We start from the raw sequence: 17,866 nt of genomic DNA, 5'->3' as shown, positions 1-17,866 counted from the left end.
GCGACGCTTTGGCGGCGTCCGGGCTGGCTGATTTCGGATACCTGGGTTCCCGCTTTCGCGGGGATGGACGGGCTTGGCGGCCTTTATTCGGCCCGCCGAATCCGACAGAATCGCGCCATGCCGATCCGCCGTCTCTCCGAGGACATGGTCAACCGCATCGCCGCCGGCGAGGTGGTCGAGCGGCCGGCGTCCGTGGTCAAGGAACTGGTCGAGAACGCGCTCGATGCCGGCGCCTCGCGCATCGAGGTCGTGACGGCGGCGGGCGGCGTTGCGCTGGTGCGCGTCAGCGACGACGGCAGCGGCATCGGGCGCGATGACCTGACGCTGGCGGTCGAGCGGCACTGCACGTCGAAGCTCGACGGCGGGCTGGACGACATCCGTTCGCTCGGTTTCCGCGGCGAGGCGCTTGCGGCGATCGGCGCCGCGGCGCGGCTCACCGTCACGTCGCGGCGGAAGGATGCCGGCGAGGCCTTCGCGATCTCGGTCGAGGGCGGCGTTGCGTCCGGCGTGAAACCGGCGGCGCTCGGCGAAGGCACGCGGGTCGAGGTGCGCGACCTTTTCTTCGCGACGCCGGCGCGGCTCAAGTTTCTGAAGTCGGAGAGGGCGGAGGCGACGGCGGTTGCCGACGTCGTCAAGCGGCTGGCGCTGGCTCATCCGCAGGTGCGCTTCGCGCTGTCGGGCGGCGCTGAATATGCGGCAACGGACTCCCTGCTGACGCGCATTGCGCAAGTGATGGGCGATGATTTTGCGAAGAATGCGATCGCGGTCGATGCCGTGCGCGAGGGCGTGCGGCTGTCGGGCTATATCGGGTTGCCGACCTTCAGCCGCGGCAACGGGCTGTCGCAGTATTTCTTCGTCAACGGACGACCGGTGAAGGACAAGCAGTTGCTCGGCGCGCTGCGTGCTGCCTACGCCGACGTGATGAAGCGCGAGCGGCATCCGGTGGCGGCGCTGTTCGTCTCGCTCGATCCGGGCCAAGTGGACGTGAACGTGCATCCGACCAAGGCGGAGGTGCGTTTCCGCGATCCGGGTCTGGTGCGCGGGTTGATCGTCGGCGGCTTGCGCGAGGCGCTCGGCGTTTCCGGCGTGCGGTCGTCGACGGAAGCCGCGGGCGCGACCATCGCGGCATTCCGGCCGGGTCCGCCGCGGCCGCAACGGCCGATGACCTACAACTGGCGTTCCGAGGGAAACGCGGCGGTCGCCGGCTTTGCCGAGGCGGCGCAGGAGGCGTTCGCGGCATTCGCGCCGTCGGCAGTCGCAACTCCGGCGCCCGATCCGGCGCTGGTGGCGCGGCCGCTCGGCGCGGCGCGGGCGCAGGTGCACGAGACGTACATCGTCGCGCAGACCGAGGACGGCATCGTCATCGTCGATCAGCATGCGGCGCACGAGCGGCTGGTCTACGAGCGGCTCAAGCGGTCGCTGACCGAGCGCGGCGTGGCGCGGCAGATTTTGCTCATCCCCGAGGTGGTCGATCTCGACCCGGCCGACGCCGAGCGGATCGGCGAGCGCGCGGCGGAACTCGCCGAGGTCGGGCTGGTGGTCGAGCCGTTCGGGCCGGGCGCCGTGGCGGTCCGCGAGACGCCGTCAATGCTGGGCGCCATCGACGCCGGCGCGCTGGTGCGCGACCTCGCCGACGAGATCGCCGAGTGGGAGCGGAGCGCCACCGTCAAGGAGCGGCTGGACCGGGTGGCCTCGACCATGGCCTGCCACGGCTCGGTCCGGGCCGGCCGGGTGCTGAAGCCGGCGGAGATGGACGCCCTGCTCCGCGAAATGGAGGCGACGCCAAATTCCAACGTATGCAATCACGGCCGGCCGACCTATATCGAACTGAAGCTCGCCGATATCGAAAGGCTGTTCGGGCGGCGCTGATTTTTCTGGTAGGTTTCGATGATGAACCGGATGGACAGGCATGGGCGGGGCGGCGAGGCGCGCATCCGCTATCTCGACGGCGATTTCCAGGTTCTGGTGCCCGGCGCCTATGTGCGCTGCGCGGTGACCGGAGTCGAGATCCCGCTCGACGATCTCAAGTACTGGAGCGTGAAGCGGCAGGAGGCCTATGCCGACGCTTCGGTGGCGCTCCGGCGGTTTCAGGAACTGGGCAGCATCTAGCCGCGGCGGTCGCCTTCCCCGGGTGCCATCCCCGCGAAGGCTGGGACCCAGTAGACACCGACGTCGAAGTATCCGCGCCGCCGCTGCCCACTCACTGTCAGCGTTTACTGGGTCCCCGCCTGCGCGGGGACGACAGCGGAGTTGGATCAGGCATCCCGCGGCTGCGCCAGCGATGCCTTGCGCACGGCCTCGTCGAGCATCTCGCTGACCGCCACCGGATTGTCGAACTCCAGGATGACGTGGAACGGCTCGATGCGCTCGCGCAGTTTCGCCAGCGCTCCGGTTTTGCCGCCTAAGCGGACCATGTCCTTCTCGGTGGTGACGAGCCGGAGCTTCTCGGCGTCGGCGATCTCGAGCAGTTTCACGGCGTCGACCTCGCCGTAGCTGTAGTGGTCCGGGAAGCTCAGGGTGCGGGCGACGGGGGCGTGCGCCTCCTTCAGGGTGGCGAAGAATTTTTCCGGGTGGCCGATGCCGGCGAAGGCGAGGATCGGGTCCTTGCGCCATTCCTTGACGCGCGTCGGGCGGATGCGGGCGCGGAGCGTCGCGGTGCCGGCCCGGGCGGCAGCGCGGACCAGCGGATCGGCGGCCTCGCCCTCGCCGATGACGAGCAGCGCATCGGCGCGGCGGATCTGCGGCTTCAGCGGCGCGCGCAGCGGCCCGGCGGGAATGACGCGGCCGTTGCCGATGCCCATGGCGGCATCGACGGCGACGATCGCCAGATCGTGGACCAGCGATGGATTCTGGAAGCCGTCGTCCATGATGATGATGTCGACGTTTTCCTCGACCAGGCGCTTGGCGCCGGCGGCGCGGTCGCGCGACACCACGGTCGGCGCGACGGCGGCGAGGAGCAGCGCCTCGTCGCCGACCTGGTCGGCGGTGTGGGCGGCCGGGTCGATCAGGATCGGCGCGGTGGCGGCGCCGCCGTAGCCGGAGGCGAGCAGGCCGGGGCGGAGGCCCCTGCCCCGTGCCATGCGGGCGAGCGCGATGGCGGTGGGCGTCTTGCCGGCGCCGCCGACGACGAAGTTGCCGATGCAGACGACGGCGACCGGCGGGCGGTAGCCGCCGGCTTTGTTCATCCGCCAGGCGGCGGCGGCACCCCAGATGCGGGCGGCCGGCCATAGCGCCAGCGCGGCGGCGGTCGGTTCGGGCCGCCACCAGAAGTCGGGGGCGGAACGCCTCATGGAGAATAGTACTTGCCGGCCATGTAGGGACGGAGCGCCAGCATCGTGGCATCGAGGGCGCCGGTGAGCGGCGTCAGCGCCTTGGCCGCCGCGGCGGCGAGATCGGCGGCGGTGCGCGGGGCGTTGAGCAGCGCGACGACGGCGCCGGCGAGGCTTCCGGCATCCGACAGCGCCGGTGTCGGGGCGGCCTTGTCGAGGACGGCGTAGATGTCGGCGAAGTTGAAGACGTGCGGCCCGTGGAGCACGGCGGTGACGAGCTTCGCCGGCTCGATCGGATTCTGGCCGCCCTTCGGCACCAGCGAGCCGCCGAGGAAGGCGACCGGGGCGGCGCGATAGAACAGGCCGAGCTCGCCCAAGGTATCGGCGAGGTAGACGTCGATCTCGCGCAGCAGCGGCTCGCCGCGGCTTCTCTGCGCGACCGACAGGCGACGGCCGGCGAGCACCTCGCGGACGGCGCCGCCGCGCTCGGGATGGCGCGGGACGAGCACGGTGAGGACGTCGGGGATGCGCTCGCGGATCAGGCGATGGGCGTCGGCGACCATCGCCTCCTCGCCGTCATGGGTCGAGGCCGCGACCCAGACCGGGCGCTGGGCGATGGCCGATTGCAGGCGGTCGAATTCGTCCGCATCGGCGGTGAGCGGCGGGGAATCGAACTTGAGGTTGCCGGTGACCAGCACTTTCTCGGCGCCGAGCGAACGGAAACGGGCGCCGTCTTCTTCCGATTGCGCCAGCACGAGGCCGATGCGCTGGAAGAGATAGTGCGCGATGGCGCTCACCCGCCGCCAGCCGCGATAGGAGCGCTCGGACAGGCGGCCGTTGACGACCACCAGCGGCACGACGTTTTCCTCCAGCCGCGTAATGATGGTCGGCCACAGCTCGGACTCGACGAAGATCACGAACTCGGGCCGCCAGTGGTTGAGGAACCGATCGACATAGGGCGCGATGTCGAGCGGGCCGAACTGGTGGATGGCGGTCGGCGGCAGGCGCTGCGCGGCGATGTTGGCCGAGGTCACGGTGGTCGAGGTGAACAGCACGCGGAAGCCGGCGGTAGACAGGCGCTGGATCAGCGGCATGACGGCGTTGGTTTCGCCGACGCTCGCGGCGTGGACCCAGATGACGCGGCCGTCGGGACGCTTGATGCTGCTGCGGCCGTAGCGCTCGCCGGCGCGGCTGCGGACTTCCTTGCCGCGGGCGGCGCGGATCGCCAGCGCCAGCGGCACCAGCGGACGGGCGGCAAGACCGATGGCGCGATAGGCGGCGAAGACGAAGCGCGCCAGCCAATCAGCCACGGCGCTTGTCCACGATGGCGTAGGCGCGCTCGGTGGCGGCGTTCAGCGCATTCTCGACCTCAAGGCGCTTCGCCTCGAGCAGCGCGTCGTCGGCGTTGGCCGGCACGGTGATCGCGGGCGCGAAGACGCAGGCGGTGCGGCCGAAGGGCAGGCTGATGGTGATGCTGTCCCACGACGACATCTCGTAGCGGCGGCTGGAGGCGAACGCCGTCGGCACTATCGGCCGGCCGCTGACGCGGGCGAGCGTGACGATGCCGGGACTGACCTTGCGGCGGGCGTGGCGCAGAAAATCGGCGGTGGCGGCGACGGTGCGGCCTTCGTCCAGCGACGTCTTCATGGCGCGGAAGCCGGCGACGGCGCCCTTCTCGAACATGCGGGCGGGATCGTGGACGCCGGAGCCGCGGATGATGCCGCAGCCCAGGCGCGTCAGCAGGTTGGCGATGAGGTCGGCGTCGCTGTTGCGCGAGACCAGGACGTCGGCGGGCTCTGCGGCCGGGCGCATGAACGGCAGCATGAAAGCCTGGCCGTGCCAGACGGTGGCGATGAACGGCGAGTGGCGGGCGAAGATTTCTTCGCTGGTGACGGGATCGAAGGTCAGCCGGTTGGTGGCGTTGACGAAGCGCAGCCCGACGGCGAAAGCGTTGGCCAGGAAGTTTTCGCCGAATTCGGAATACTTGAAGCGTGCGCCGAGGCTGACATTGCCGCGCCGCCCGCGCGCCAGCGGTTCTCCGTCATCTTCGTTCACCGGCACCGGCAACTCCGGCTTCGAGGGCCGGGAGCTGCGGCGCGGATTGGACGGAACCATCGCGGCCACCCCCATCCGTGGGTGAAAATCGGGCTCAGGCCAGCGGGAGCCGCCCGTTTCACCAACTGTCCCAACGTATCCGCCTCAACTATCGGCCATCCGCCGCGATTTTCACGAGCTTATGGCCAAACCAAAGCGGAACGGAATCCCGCACGAAGCCGCCCCTAGGTTTGGTGCCCCAAAATGGCGAAGGCCGCAAGCCTCGGCCTTGCCGCGCCCCGGCTACCACTTGCGTTTTTTACCTACGATTTCGTAGGCGCGATCGACGGCGGCGTTGATCCGGCGCTCGACCTCCTGGCGCTTTTCCTCGAGCAGCGTGGCGTCGGCGTCACGCGGCACCTCGACCGGCTCGGCGACGACGGCAGCGCCGCGGCTGAACGGCAGGTGGATCGTCGCCTTGTCCCACGTGTTCATCGCGTACCAGCGGCTGGTGGCGAAGCCCATGCACACGATCGGGCGGCCCGAGGCGCGGGCAAGCGCGATGACGCCGTCGCCGCAGCGGCGGGCGACGGTGTTGGAGATGTCGGCGATGGTGGCGATCGAGACGCCGTCGTCGAGGCTGCGCTTCATCTGCAGCAGGGCGCGGGCGCCGCCTTTCTCCACCGTGTATTTGCGGTCGCGGCCGCCGGAGCCGCGGATCGCCTCGATACCGAAGCTGCCCATGAAGTTGGCGCTGATGTCGCCGTCGCGGCTTTTCGAAACGAGCGCGCGCGCACGATCGCCGCGGCGCATGAGCAGCGTCACCATCAGGTGCTGGCCATGCCAGCCGGTGAGGATGAAGGGCGCGCGGTCGGCGTAGATCTCGAACGGATTGCCGGGCTCGAAGACGATCGGCGTCGTGGCGCGCACGAGGCGCATGTAGCCGGCGGCGGTCTTGCCGGCGGCGACGAACGGCCAGTCCCAGTCGCGGGCGCGGCGGATGGCGCCGCGCACGGCACTGCGCACGATTCCGGCGTCAGCCATTCGGGGCGGTCTCGTCCGGCTCCAGCAATCGGTGGAGGTGGACGATAAAGTAGCGGACGCGGGCGTTATCGACGCTCTGCTGCGCCTTCGCCTGCCACGCCTGATGGGCGGCGCGGTAATTCGGGAAGATGCCGACGATGTCGAGGTGGGCGAGGTCGGCGAAGCGGATGCCATCGACGTTCTCCAGCTCGCCGCCGAAGACGAGATGGAGGAGTTGGTCGTTCGGCCCGGCCGGTTTCTTGGTCATGGGATCAATGTGAGGTGAAACCGGCCGGCGCTGCAAGCCGTCGGCGTGCCCGACGTTAACGGCCGGCGATGGTGAGGCCCGGAACGGCGACGGTCGGCGCGTTGGTGCCGAAGCGATAGACCAGGTCGTTGGCCGGGCGCATCTCGCGGAAGATATCACCGAGGTTGCCGGCGATGGTGATCTCGCTCACCGGCGGGCCGATCTCGCCGTTTTCGATCAGGAAGCCGGCGGCGCCGCGGCTGTAGTCGCCGGTGACGATCGAGGCGCCGTGACCGATCAGCTCGGTGACGTAGAGGCCGGAGCCGATCTCGCGGATCATGTCTTCCGGCGACTGCTCGCCCGGGTGGAGCGTCAGGTTGGTCGTGCCCGGATGCGGATTGCCGCCGCCGCGCGAGGCGCGGCCGTTTGTCTCAAGGCCGAGTTCGCGAGCGGTGGCCGAGTCGAGCACCCAGGTCTGGAGGACGCCGTCCTTGACGATGTCGAGCGGGGCGTTGGCGACGCCCTCGCCGTCGAACGACGAAGAGCCCAAGCCGCGCTTGCGGGTCGGGTCGTCGCTGATGCGGATCGAGGAACCGAAAATCTGCTGGCCGAGCTTGTCGCGCAGGAAGCTCGTTTTGCGGGCGATGCTGGAGCCATTCACGGCGCCGGCGAGATGGCCGACGAGGCCGGTGGCAATGCGCGCGTCGTAGACGACGGTGGCGCGGCCGGACGGCATCTGGCGCGGGTTGAGGCGGCGGACGGCGCGATGGCCGGCATTGCGGCCGATCGATTCCGGATCGTCGAGATCGGCACGGTAGACCTTGTTGTCGAAGTCGTAGTCGCGCTCCATGCCGGTGCCCGTGCCCGCGATCGCGGAGGCCGAGAAGCCGTGGCGCGAGGTGAGATACTGGCCGGCGAAGCCATCGGAGGTCGCGAGCACCAAGCCGCCCAGCGACCAGCCGGCGGAGCCGCCACCGGAGTTGGTGACGCCCGGCACGGCGCGGGCGGCGTCTTCGACCGCCAATGCGAGCTCGGTCAGTTCCTTGGCGGTCGGGATCGTGGTGTCGAGCAGATCGCGATCCGGGAAGCTGGTGGCGAGGCGATCCTTCGGTGGGAGCCCGGCGAATTTGTCTTCCGGCGCGACCTTGGCCATCGCGACAGCACGGACGGCGAGTTCGTTCGGGTCAGTAAGGACGTTCGCCGACACAGTGGCGGAACGCTTGCCGACGAAGACGCGAAGGTTGAAGTCGTTGCCCTCGGAGCGGCCGGTCTCCTCGACCTTGCCGAGGCGGACCTCGACCGACAGCGAGATGCCGCGCACGCACACCGCGTCGGCGGAGTCGGCGCCGGCGCGCTTGGCAGCGGCGACGAGGCGCTGGGCCTTTTCGGTCAGGTCGCTCTGGTCGAGGATTTCACTCATGGCGGGGACTCCGGGGCGGGTGCCCTGATTTATGGTCGATGAGGCCGAACGGCAAGGAAATGGATGGCGGTGTCCCCGAGGGCGCGGGTTTCCACGAGATCGAGGCCCGGGATTGCGGCGATTTTGGCGGCAACGGTCTCTTCCAGCACCACCGTCGCCTCGGCGGTGAGCCAGCCGCCCGCGACCGCGGCGGCAAGCGCGCGCTCGCCGAGGCCCTGGCCGTAGGGCGGATCGGCGAAGGCCAGCGTGAACGGCGGCACCGTGCCGGCCTCTCCCAGGCGGGTGGCGTCGCGGCGGAAGATGCGGGTGCAGCCGGTCAGGCCGAACGTCTCGACGTTGGTGCGGATGAGGCCCCTCGCCTCGGCGCCGTCGTCGACGAACAGGACGCTGGCGGCGCCGCGCGATATCGCCTCGATGCCGAAGGCGCCGGTGCCGGCGAACAGGTCGAGCACGCGGGCGCCGGCGACGGGGTTGCCGTAGGAATGCGTCAGGATGTCGAAGACGGTCTGGCGGACGCGGTCGGCGGTCGGGCGGATGTCCCTGCCCGCCGGCGTGACCAGCGGGCGGCCGCGGAACTCACCGGCGACGATGCGCACTGCGACCCTTCGCGCGTTCGACGTGCGAGCGCGGCTCGCCGCGGTCCTTGCGCGGCGGCGCGGCGGCGGCGGGCTTGGGCGGCGCCGGCGGCGGGCGCACCGGCGCCTCGAAATCGGCGCCGGATTCCTCCGCCAGTTTGACGCCGAGCTGGTCGCGCAGGATGCGGCCGCGGATCTCGCGCGCCTCGCCGGGCTTGAGGTCGCCGATCTGGAACGGGCCGTAGGAGACGCGGATGAGGCGGTTGGTGTCGAGACCGATGTGGGCGAGCAGCTTCTTGACCTCGCGGTTCTTGCCTTCGCGCAGCCCCAGCGTCAGCCAGACGTTGCTGCCCTGGACGCGGTCGATGGTCGCCTCGACGGCGCCGTACATGATGCCGTCGATGGTGACGCCGTTCGCCAGCGTCTCCAGCGCCGCCGGCGCGACCGTGCCGTGGGCGCGGACACGATAGCGGCGCAGCCAGCCGGTCGCCGGCAATTCCAGCACGCGGGCGAGGCCGCCGTCGTTGGTGAGCAGCAGCAGCCCCTCGGTGTTGATGTCGAGGCGGCCGACAGCGACGACGCGCGGCAGGTCCTTGGGCAGCGCGGCGAACACGGTCGGGCGGCCTTCCGGGTCGCGGGCGGTCGTGACCAGGCCGCGCGGCTTGTGGTAGAGCCAGAGGCGCGTCCGTTCCTTCTCGGGCAGCGGCTCGCCATCGACGGCGATGCGGTCGCCCGGGGTCACGTTGAGGGCCGGCGAGGTGATCACCCGGCCGTTGACCGCGATGCGGCCCTCGGCAATCCAGCGCTCGGCGTCGCGGCGCGAGCAGAGGCCGGCGCGGGCGAGCACCTTGGCGATGCGCTCGCCTTCGGGCGTTGGTTCTTTCTTACGGTCCATTGGCGCGGTGATTAGCAGAGCGAGGGGGGCGGCGGTAGCGGTGACGGTCGACGGCATGGCGATTGCGATGGAGGAGGCCCGGGCTGCGGAGGCGCGGGGCGAGGTGCCGATCGGCGCCGCCATCGTGCTCGACGGCGCGGTCGTGGCGCGGGCCGGCAACCGCACCATCGCCGACGACGACCCGACGGCGCATGCCGAGATGGCGGCAATACGGAGCGCCGCCGCCGCCCTTGGGTCGCAGCGGCTGGCCGGCGCCGACCTGTACGTCACGCTGGAGCCTTGCGCGATGTGCGCCGCGGCGATCTCATTCGCGCGCATCCGGCGGCTCTATTTCGGGGCGCGGGACCCGAAAGGCGGTGCGGTGGAAAGCGGCGCGCGCTTCTTCACGCAGCCGACGTGTCACCACGCGCCGGAGGTCTATGGAGGGATCGGGGAAAGCGAGGCGGGAGCGATGCTGACCGCGTTTTTCAAGGCGCGGCGCTAGGCGGTCAGCCTAGTTCTGCCACCACCACTTCCACTTTTTCGGCTTCGGCTTGCCTTCCTCGGCGACCGTGACCGGCGCGTTCGGGTCGGGCAAGCGATAATCGACCGGCGGATCGGTCAGGTATTTGCGGGTCGGGTTGCCGTTGGCATCGACCGACATGCCGCCCTTGGCGGCGGCCATCTGGCGGAGCATCTCGTCGTGCTCGGCCTTGGTCAGCGTGTGCTCGCCCGTGGCGCCGGCGGAAGCCACCACGCCCTGCGGCAGGCGAATGTCGCCGGCCTTGCCGGAGGCGGCGCGCGCCTCGGCATCGGCCTTCACCTTGGCCTTCAGCTCATCGGGGTCGTTCGGCCAGTTGGCGGCGGTCACCGAATCGTCGCCCGGGGGCGGCAAGGCGGCGATCGCCGGCGGCGCAACGATCTTGGGGCGCGGCGCGTAGTCGATCGCCTCTTTGTCCGCGCCACCGCCCGTGGCAAGGCCGGTGAGGTCCTTGACGGTCTGCATCGCCGGCGTGGTGCCGGTGCCGTAGGTCATGGAGTTGCAACCGGCGAGGGCGACGCCGGCCGCGGCGATCGCAACCAGGCGCACCGGGACGCGGCGCGATGTCTTAGCCAAACCCGTCATCCGATTCGCCGGTCCCCAGAGACAAATGCCCGCTCCGCGGGCTGAACGGCGCAGCTTTCGGCCCCAAACTGGGCGAAAATCCGGCCGAGCCGCCGCCATAGGTATCCGAATCCCCAACCCCCGACAACCTCACGCCAGGCCGGTCAGCGCCTTATCCAGCGGCGTTCCCGGACCGGCGTCGGCGAGCAACAGCTTGGCGATCTCGACGTCGCGGTCGATGGCCGCGACCAACGCCTCGACCGAGGCAAATTTCAGCTCGGGCCGGATCCAGTTGATGAAGGAGACCGCGACCTCCTCGCCGTAGAGGTCGCCGGAAAAATTGAACAGGAAGACTTCGAGCAGCGGCGCGCCATCGTCGAAGGTCGGGCGGCGGCCGTAGCTCGCGACGCCGTCGAGGATCGTGCCGTCGGCGCGCTGCACGCGCACAGCGTAGATGCCGTGGCGCAGGCGGCAATCGGCGGAGAGGCGGATGTTGGCGGTGGGGTAGCCGAGCTCGCGGCCGCGGTGGTCGCCGTGGATCACGGTGCCGACGACGAACCAGCGGTAGCCGAGGTGGGCGTTTGCCTGGGCGACGTCACCGCGGGCGAGGTCGTCGCGGATGGCCGAGGATGAAACCGGGTCGCCGCTCACCTCGCAGACCTGATCGACGACGGTGACCGAGAAGCCGTCGCGGGCGCCGGCCGCCTGCAGCAGTGCGGCGTTGCCCAGCCGCATGTTGCCGAAGCGGAAGTTGAAGCCGACGACGGCGCCGGCGATGCCGAGGCGGCCAACCAGAATCTCGCGGATGAAGGCGTCGGCGAGCATGGCGGCGAGCGCCGGGTTGAAATCGGCGACGACGAGGCCATCGACACCCAGCGCGGCCAGCAGGCGCGCCTTGGCGGCGAGCGGCGTCAGGCGGAACACCGGTGAATTGGGGCGGAAGACGGTACGCGGATGCGGCTCGAAGGTGAGCACCAGCGCGGGAACGCCGCGGCGGGTCGCCTCCTGGCGCGCCAGATCGAGCAGCGCGCGGTGGCCGCCGTGCAGACCGTCGAAGTTGCCGACCGCGACGACGCCGCCGGCAAGCGCCGGCGGGACCTGGTCGATCGGGTATGGGACGAGCGCCTTCGGGCGGGCGCCGGAGCGCATGGGCAAGACGATTTCCGTCAGGTTCGGGAGCGGGCGAAGCTGACGCCCGCGGCGTGCCGGGTCAAGGGCTCACCGTCGGCTCACCAGGCGAGCTGCGTCACCAGTGCGCGGGCGCCGAGGCCGGCGGTGGCGAGGAAGGCGTGGACCTTGGCGAGATCGGGATTGTCCTTCGGGCCGAAGACGCCGGCATGGATGCCGCCGGTGGCGAAGAGCACGTCGATCCCCTGCCCGACGGCGCCGCGCACGTCGGTGTCGATGCCGTCGCCGATGGCCAGCACCGACGCCTTGTCGATGGGCTTGCCGGCGAGCTCGCCGAGGCGGGCGAGCGCGGTGTCGTAGATCGGCGCGTAGGGCTTGCCGACGACGATGGTCTGGCCGTTCATCTCGCGGTAGCGCTCGGCGAGCGCGCCGGCGCACCAGACGAGCCGGTTGCCGCGCTCGACGACGATGTCGGGATTGACGCAGAGCATCGGCACGCCGCGCTCCTGCCAGTCGGTCATGCTGTCGAGGTAGTCGTCCGGCGTCTCGCTCTCGTCGTCGAACAGGCCGGTGCACGAGATCATCTCGCAGTCGTCCTCGTCGCCGAACTCGAGCTGCAGGCCGAAGTAGATTGGCAGGTCGCGCTCGGGGCCGACGTGATGGATGCGGATGCCGGGCCGCGCCGCCAGCACGTGGCGCGCCGACTCGCCGGAGGTGACGATGTCGTCATAGGCGGCGCGCGGCACGCCGAGGCGATCGAGCTGCTCGACGACGTCGGCCTTCGGCCGCGGCGCGTTGGTAATGAGGACGACCTTGCCGCCTTCGCGGCGGTAGCGCACCAGCGCCTCGCCGGCGCGGGAATGGGCCGCGGCGCCGTCGTGCACGACACCCCAGATGTCGCAGAGCAGCGCGCGATAGGTCGGCGCGAGTTCGGCAAGACCGCCGACCAGAGCGGGGGTGGCTGTGTTTGTCATGGGACCGCCGTAGGGAATCGCCTCGTCGCGGTCAAGATACACCAGGCGGCGCGCCAAATCGGGACGAGCGGCGGTGCGCCGCGACACGCTTTCTTTACCGTGACGGGCGGATAGTCGGCAAAGCAATCGCGAAAAGTTGGCCGGAAGGGCGGGGTCGCTCGGTTCATGGCTTCAGTTGCTCCCCTGCCGTCGCAGGATCGCGTCCGGCCGCATCCGATCAACGTCGTCATCCTCGATGCCGACGCCGCGCAACGCCGCAACCTCGCCGGCATGATCGCCGAGCGGAGCGGCGGGCGCTTCCGCGCCACCGCCTGCGCCAGCGCCGCGGAAGCACGCGCCGCGGTGCGGGCCGAGCCCGGCGCCATCGTCATCGCCGACGTCGACACGATCGGCGGCGTCGCGCACCTCACCGAACTCGACGCGCCCACCATCGCCACCAGCGCCAACGTCTCGCTCGCCAACGCGGTCGCCGCGATGCGCAGCGGGGCGCGCGACTTCTTGCCGAAGCCGATCGGGGCGAAGATTCTGATCGAGCGGCTGGAGGCGAGCCTCGCCGACCGGCGCACGCCGGAAGCGCCAAAGACGATCCGCGCCGACTTTGCCGGGTTCGTCGGCCGCTCGCCGCACATGCTCGCGGTCTACGATCAGATCCGGCGCATGGCGCCGTCGAAGGCGCCGGTGTTCATCACCGGCGAAAGCGGCACGGGCAAGGAACTCGTCGCCGACGCGATCCACGCGCACGCCGGCGATGGCGAGCGACCGTTCGTGGCGATCAACTGCAGCGCCATCCCGCGCGACCTCATGGAAAGCGAGATTTTCGGCCATGTGCGCGGCGCCTTCACCGGCGCCGCCGACGGCCGGATCGGGGCGGCGGAGTTCGCCGACGGCGGCACGCTGTTTCTCGACGAACTGGCCGAGATGGATTTCGCGCTGCAGGCGAAGCTGCTGCGCTTCGTGCAGACCGGGACCTTCCGGCGGGTCGGCGGCAGCGAGGTGACGCGCGTGGCGGTGCGCATCGTCTCGGCGACCAACCGCGATCCGCTCACCGAAGTCGGCGCCGGGCGGCTGCGCGCCGATCTGTTCTACCGGCTGCACGTCCTGCCCATCCATCTCGCGCCGCTCCGGGAGCGCGCCGAAGACATCGCGCCGCTGGCGGAAGCGTTCCTCGCCCGGTTCGCGGCCGAGGAAGGTCGCCGGTTCACGGGCTTCGACAACGATGCGATGCGGCTGCTGCAGGACTACGGCTGGCCGGGCAACGTGCGCGAACTTGCCAACGTCATCCGCCGCATCGTCGTGCTCGATGACGGCGACGTCGTGACCGCCGCGATGCTGCCGGAGGCCGTACGGAGTGCCGCGCCGGCGAGCGGCGGGACGGCGGTGGTGCCGTATGCCGCGCAGGAGCGCGCCATCATCGAGGGGGCGCTCAGCGCGTTCGGCGGCAACATTGCGCGCGCCGCGGAGGCACTCGAAATCCACCCCTCGACGATCTACCGCAAGCTGCAAAGCTGGCCAGCGGCAGGCTAAATCCGGCTCGCTACTTGCATCTCCCCCGGTAAGAATCGATCATCGCGCGATCTGGCCTGGGGGCTTGGTAAATGTTGGCAGGAAATTTCCGGCGAAATCTCGCCCGCGTTGCGGCTGCGGGCGCGTTGCTGTCGCTGACGTCGATGGCCTACGGCGGGCCGATCGCCGACAACGCGGCCGATGCCGAAGCGCGCGCCGCGGCGGGCGACGGCGCCGGTGCGGTCGCGGCGTTCGATGCGGCGGCCGACGCTTTCTTCGATGCGACCCCCCTCACCTTCCGCGTGGCGACCTTCGCGGACTCGGTTGCCGGCTTCGGCAGGTACGCGCCGCACGCCGAGGGGACGGCGTTCAAGGCAGGCGACGCGGTCACGGTATATCTCGAACCGGTCGGCTACGGCTTCACGCGCGACGGCGACGGCTATCGCGTCAGCTACGGGACGGGGCTGGAGATACGCACGCCCGGCGGCCTCATCCTCGGCAAGACGGACGACTTCGGCACGCTGTCGTGGAGCGGGCGCGGCAAGAGCCTCGAGGTGCAGGCGGTGGTCGGCATCACGCTGCCGTCGGCGCTGAAGCCCGGCGACTACGAGTTGCTGCTGACGCTCAAGGACGACGCCTCGCAGAAGAGCGCGACGGTGACGCTGCCCTTCGCCATCGCCGAATAGGCGCCGCCTACATCGACAGGCGGAGCAGCGAGATGTCGTCGCCGATCGCGGTGAACGCCTTCTCCAGCGCCGCCTCGTTCTGCGCGTCGTAGTACTTCAGCGGGTCGGACGCGCAGCCCTCGAGCAGCGCCAGGGCAGTAGCGGGATCGCTCGACGTCTGGGCGTTGATTTCGAAGCCGACGGTGTAGATCGTGATGCCGTCGGCCTTGGCGGCCTGGCATGCGGCCGCGGTCTTGGCGTTCAACTTGACGAACACGTCGGACGAGGTCGTCGAATTCGTGCCGAGGTGATTGAGCTGCGTGTAGCTCCACGCGCCGTAAGCGGATTTGACGAACTTGCCGGCGTAGCTCGAGCTGCCGGGGTTCTGAAACTTGTCGAGATACGGATTGTAGGTGTTTTCGCCGTCGGTCATCAGCACGATGATCTTCTTGTTGTCGGTGACGGTCTTTTCCCGGCCCTCGGCAAACGGAACCCCATGCGACAGCGAGCGCCACGCCCACATCAACCCTTCGGTGATGTTGGTGTAGCCGTTCGCCTGCATCGCCGTGATGGCGTCGGTCACCGTCGTCTTGGTCGTCGTCAGCGGCGTGATCGGGGTGGTAGTGCACATGAAGTTCGGACCGCCCTTGCCCGTTCCGGTCAAGTTGGCGACCGTGACGTTGGACATCGTCGCCTTGCTGCCCGTGGTGCCGTACTTGTTCTGCGGGTTGCCGACGTTCATGCCGCCGAGCGCCTGCTCCTCCGAAGCACCGTTGCCGGTGCCGCCGCAACCGGCGTCGCCGCTCTGGCAGGTCCAGGCGCTGGGGACGGCGTAGCTGTGCGTTCCCGACTGGCTGCCGGTGGTGGCCACGAGCTTGACGAAGCTCAGCGTTCCCGAAGACGAGCCGGTGATGGTGACGCCGGTACCGCCCGACGTCGTGGAGAGCTGGAAGGTGTTCGTCGACTTGTTGACCACGTAGTAGACGGTGGCCGACGACAGCGGCGTCGGCAGGGAGACGGTCGACGCCACGGCGACGGCGTCGCCGTTGTTCAGGCCGTGGTTCGAACTCGAGAACAGCGACGGCGAACCGACCACCGCGTAGCTGTGCGTGCCGTTGCCGCCACTCGTCGTCTTCTGCAGGACGACATAGCTGAGGGTCCCGTTGCCGCCGCTCAGGCTGACGGCGGAGCCGCTGGTGGTCGTCGAGACTTTGAATGTGTTGGTCGTAAGGTTGCTCGACCCGCTCAGCACGTAGTAGGTCGTGTTCGCGTTCAGCGGGCTCGGCAGTGTGTTCGTTGTCTTGAAGGCGATCGCCGTGCCGGCCGTCAGGCCGTGGCTATTGCGGGTGATGGTGCTGCCCGAGAAGGTGACCGAGGTTCCGGCCGTCGCCGTGGTGACCGTGAACGTGCTCGTGCTCGGCACCGTCGCAACATAGTAATTCGTCGAGTTGTTGAGGCCGCCCGGCAGGGTGTTGGTCGTCGTCAGGGTGATGTTGGTGCCGATGGTCAGGCCGTGCCCGGTCGCGGTGAAGACCGCCGGGGTCGCGTTGGTGATCGTGACGCCTGTGTATTGCGGGCCCACCGTGTAGGTCGTGCCGGAAGACGCCGCGGTGAGCGTGAAGGAGTTCGTCGCCAGATTGGCCGTGCTCACGTAGTAGGTCGAGCCCGCGGTCAGGCCCGTGTAGAGGGATCCGGTGGTGTACACGATGACGGAATCACCCGACGAAAGTCCGTGCCCGTTCGAGGTCACAACAGCAGGCGTCGCCTTGCTCACGGTGAACGTCGTGTTGACCACGTCGGGCAGATAGTTGTTGTAGGTCTGCGTTCCGGACGGCGCCCCGCGGTAGCGGCGATTGGAGTTCTGCGTGCCGACATCGTCGCAGGTGCTGGTCGTGCAGGTCCAGTTGTCCGGCTCGTCCGGCGCGACCATGGGCTCGAACATGGCGAGCGCCTCGTCGGTGGTCGGACTGGTGACCGTGCTCAACGGCGGGGGCACGTCGTTGATGTCGTTCGGCGACGTACGCGTCTCGACACAGCCGCCCCACGTCACATCATTGCCGCTGCTGTCCTTCAGCGTCGAAAATACCGAAAACGGGATGAACGACGCGGGCGCCGCGTTGGCGGCGCCGAGCAGGCCGGTGTCGCGCATGGCGTTTTTGGTGCCGAGGCCGAGCTTGTCGATCCAGGTGACGCTCGGGCCAACGTTGACCGACCCGGCGAAAGGAACGACGGAGACCTTCACGGGCTCCGGCTTGGTGCTGGTTGCGGCGAGGCCGTAGAGGGTCCCGACCAGGCTCTTGGCCGCCTTTTTCAGCGTGCCGATCTTGGTGCTGTCGTTGTTCTGGTCGGCGGCGCTGCAACTGAGACACATCGAGGTCGAATTATCGAGCGCGAGCGCGACTTCGATCGTGCCCATCGCCTGCGTCGACTGCGCCACCAGATTGAAGGTGAACTGCTTGATGCCGATGAGGCCCAGGAAATACGTCGGCACCTGGAGGGCCGTATGCAGGGTCAGCGTCGGCTGGCCGGCGGTGATGTCCGGCTTCATCTCCGGAATGACGTCGACCTTGTTGCCGACGTTGGCGCCGTAGAAATCCTGAGCCAATTGCTTGACGTCGTCGTCCTTGATAATGCCGAGTTGCTTGCCGGCGGCGAGCGCGGCGGCATCAAGCGAGTCCTGCACGACGGTGCGCTGGCGGAAGGCGCGCGAAAAGTCGATCGCGGCGCCGGTCGCGACCAGCATCGGCAGCAGCGCGACCGCAAAGATTGGCGCGACGGAGGCGCGCCGGTCGCGCAGAAACTGGATCCACATCATGGCATCGGCCTTTAAGCGTGCCGCCCCGGCTCGCGAATTGGCCGAAATCCTAGGGCCGGGCCTGTTTACGTCGCGTTAATTCGCGAGGGTAAAAGCCGCGGGGTTGTGGGAGCGCGCCGGTAACACTGCCCGGCAGGCAAAATGGCCGTCCGGCTACGGGCGCGCTTGACTCGCCCGGCGTTCATTCCTAAATGCAGCCACGCCTTTGGCACTCGTTAATAGCGAGTGCTAACA

16 protein-coding genes and 1 pseudogene are annotated in these 17,866 nt (G+C 69.3%); 5 read left to right on the top strand and 12 right to left on the bottom strand.

Annotated features, from left to right (window positions below; all coding sequences use genetic code 11):
* Window positions 1-117: 117 nt before the first annotated feature.
* Both mutL and WDM94_05980 read left to right on the top strand, forming a co-directional pair.
* Window positions 118-1,869, top strand: coding sequence for a DNA mismatch repair endonuclease MutL (mutL, locus tag WDM94_05985; protein ID MEJ0012173.1), 1,752 nt, complete (start codon window positions 118-120; stop codon window positions 1,867-1,869).
* Window positions 1,870-1,887: 18 nt separating this feature from the next.
* Complete coding sequence (locus WDM94_05980; protein ID MEJ0012172.1) at window positions 1,888-2,109, top strand: DUF2093 domain-containing protein; 222 nt, start codon at window positions 1,888-1,890, stop codon at window positions 2,107-2,109.
* Between the two features lie 146 nt (window positions 2,110-2,255).
* On the opposite strand, the gene lpxK is transcribed toward WDM94_05980, so the two are convergent.
* From lpxK to WDM94_05940, 8 genes and pseudogenes are all read right to left on the bottom strand, one after another.
* Window positions 2,256-3,290, bottom strand: a complete 1,035-nt coding sequence (gene lpxK, locus WDM94_05975; protein MEJ0012171.1) for a tetraacyldisaccharide 4'-kinase — start codon at window positions 3,288-3,290, stop codon at window positions 2,256-2,258.
* Window positions 3,287-4,579, bottom strand: coding sequence for a 3-deoxy-D-manno-octulosonic acid transferase (locus WDM94_05970; protein MEJ0012170.1), 1,293 nt, complete (start codon window positions 4,577-4,579; stop codon window positions 3,287-3,289). Before WDM94_05970 ends, lpxK begins: the two co-directional genes overlap by 4 nt.
* The gene (locus WDM94_05965) at window positions 4,572-5,384 is read right to left on the bottom strand and encodes a lysophospholipid acyltransferase family protein (protein MEJ0012169.1); all 813 of its coding nucleotides are present in this window, start codon (window positions 5,382-5,384) and stop codon (window positions 4,572-4,574) included. Before WDM94_05965 ends, WDM94_05970 begins: the two co-directional genes overlap by 8 nt.
* 222 nt (window positions 5,385-5,606) lie before the next feature.
* A complete protein-coding gene (locus WDM94_05960; protein MEJ0012168.1) occupies window positions 5,607-6,347 on the bottom strand; it encodes a lysophospholipid acyltransferase family protein in 741 nt (246 codons plus the stop codon).
* The gene (locus tag WDM94_05955) at window positions 6,340-6,594 is read right to left on the bottom strand and encodes a DUF4170 domain-containing protein (GenBank protein ID MEJ0012167.1); all 255 of its coding nucleotides are present in this window, start codon (window positions 6,592-6,594) and stop codon (window positions 6,340-6,342) included. The genes WDM94_05960 and WDM94_05955 overlap by 8 nt, the downstream gene beginning before the upstream one ends.
* A 55-nt stretch (window positions 6,595-6,649) precedes the next feature.
* On the bottom strand, window positions 6,650-7,993 hold the full coding sequence (locus WDM94_05950) for a TldD/PmbA family protein (protein MEJ0012166.1): 1,344 nt from the start codon (window positions 7,991-7,993) through the stop codon (window positions 6,650-6,652).
* 29 nt (window positions 7,994-8,022) lie between these two features.
* Window positions 8,023-8,589 carry a 16S rRNA (guanine(966)-N(2))-methyltransferase RsmD gene (gene rsmD, locus WDM94_05945; protein ID MEJ0012165.1) on the bottom strand — a complete coding sequence of 189 codons (567 nt, stop codon included), beginning with the start codon at window positions 8,587-8,589 and terminating at the stop codon, window positions 8,023-8,025.
* 97 nt (window positions 8,590-8,686) lie between these two features.
* Window positions 8,687-9,463, bottom strand: a pseudogene (locus WDM94_05940) (pseudouridine synthase).
* 55 nt (window positions 9,464-9,518) lie between these two features.
* On the opposite strand from WDM94_05940, the gene WDM94_05935 reads away from it, so the two are divergent.
* Window positions 9,519-9,947, top strand: coding sequence for a nucleoside deaminase (locus WDM94_05935; protein MEJ0012164.1), 429 nt, complete (start codon window positions 9,519-9,521; stop codon window positions 9,945-9,947).
* A 9-nt stretch (window positions 9,948-9,956) separates the two neighbouring features.
* Here the strand turns inward: WDM94_05935 and WDM94_05930 are convergent, their stop codons facing one another.
* The 3 genes from WDM94_05930 to WDM94_05920 form a co-directional block, all read right to left on the bottom strand.
* Complete coding sequence (locus WDM94_05930; protein MEJ0012163.1) at window positions 9,957-10,559, bottom strand: hypothetical protein; 603 nt, start codon at window positions 10,557-10,559, stop codon at window positions 9,957-9,959.
* A gap of 138 nt (window positions 10,560-10,697) precedes the next feature.
* The gene (locus WDM94_05925) at window positions 10,698-11,696 is read right to left on the bottom strand and encodes a bifunctional riboflavin kinase/FAD synthetase (protein ID MEJ0012162.1); all 999 of its coding nucleotides are present in this window, start codon (window positions 11,694-11,696) and stop codon (window positions 10,698-10,700) included.
* An 80-nt stretch (window positions 11,697-11,776) separates the two neighbouring features.
* A complete protein-coding gene (locus tag WDM94_05920; protein MEJ0012161.1) occupies window positions 11,777-12,649 on the bottom strand; it encodes a TIGR01459 family HAD-type hydrolase in 873 nt (290 codons plus the stop codon).
* A 165-nt stretch (window positions 12,650-12,814) separates the two neighbouring features.
* Here WDM94_05920 and WDM94_05915 point away from each other — a divergent pair, with 165 nt between their 5' ends.
* Together WDM94_05915 and WDM94_05910 are read left to right on the top strand one after the other, a co-directional pair.
* Window positions 12,815-14,173, top strand: coding sequence for a sigma-54 dependent transcriptional regulator (locus tag WDM94_05915; GenBank protein ID MEJ0012160.1), 1,359 nt, complete (start codon window positions 12,815-12,817; stop codon window positions 14,171-14,173).
* Between the two features lie 71 nt (window positions 14,174-14,244).
* Window positions 14,245-14,838 (top strand): hypothetical protein, encoded by a 594-nt coding sequence (locus WDM94_05910; protein MEJ0012159.1) that lies wholly within the window; start codon window positions 14,245-14,247, stop codon window positions 14,836-14,838.
* Window positions 14,839-14,845: 7 nt separating this feature from the next.
* On the opposite strand, the gene WDM94_05905 is transcribed toward WDM94_05910, so the two are convergent.
* Window positions 14,846-17,632 carry a pilus assembly protein TadG-related protein gene (locus WDM94_05905; protein ID MEJ0012158.1) on the bottom strand — a complete coding sequence of 929 codons (2,787 nt, stop codon included), beginning with the start codon at window positions 17,630-17,632 and terminating at the stop codon, window positions 14,846-14,848.
* Window positions 17,633-17,866: the final 234 nt, after the last annotated feature.

The organism is Bauldia sp. (assembly GCA_037200845.1).
GTDB lineage: Bacteria > Pseudomonadota > Alphaproteobacteria > Rhizobiales > Kaistiaceae > DASZQY01.
The sequence above is the reverse complement of the archived record's forward strand: the minus strand, read 5'-3'. Positions and strand labels throughout refer to the sequence as shown.